Raw genomic sequence first — 355 nt, 5'->3', positions numbered from 1 at the left:
ATCCCGGAACGCGGCACGATCCGCGCCGCCGAGCATCCTGTGGTGGTGCTGACCTCGAACCGGACCCGCGATCTGCACGAAGCGCTGCGGCGGCGTTGTGTGTATCACTGGATCGACTATCCGAACGCCGAGCGCGAGGCGCGGATCGTGATGATGCGGGCCTCCAGCGTCGCCGAAGCCACAGCTCGCGCCGTGGTCGCCGCGGTCGGCCGGCTGCGCCGCGAGCCGCTGAGCAAGGCGCCGGGCATCGCCGAAGCAGTCGACTGGGCGGAGGCCGCAACCCTGCTCAACAAGGGCGGCGCACGCTGGCCCGACGCGTTCAAGCGTTCGATCGGCGTTGCGCTGAAGGATGAGG

The 355-nt window shown here is 70.1% G+C and carries 1 pseudogene; it reads left to right on the top strand.

Annotated features, from left to right (window positions below):
• Positions 1-355: pseudogene (locus OO68_RS48995) on the top strand (AAA family ATPase); the annotation flags it as partial.

Source organism: Streptomyces iakyrus (assembly GCF_000717055.1).
GTDB classification, from domain to species: domain Bacteria; phylum Actinomycetota; class Actinomycetes; order Streptomycetales; family Streptomycetaceae; genus Streptomyces; species Streptomyces iakyrus.
This window is presented reverse-complemented; position numbering and strand designations above follow the sequence as displayed.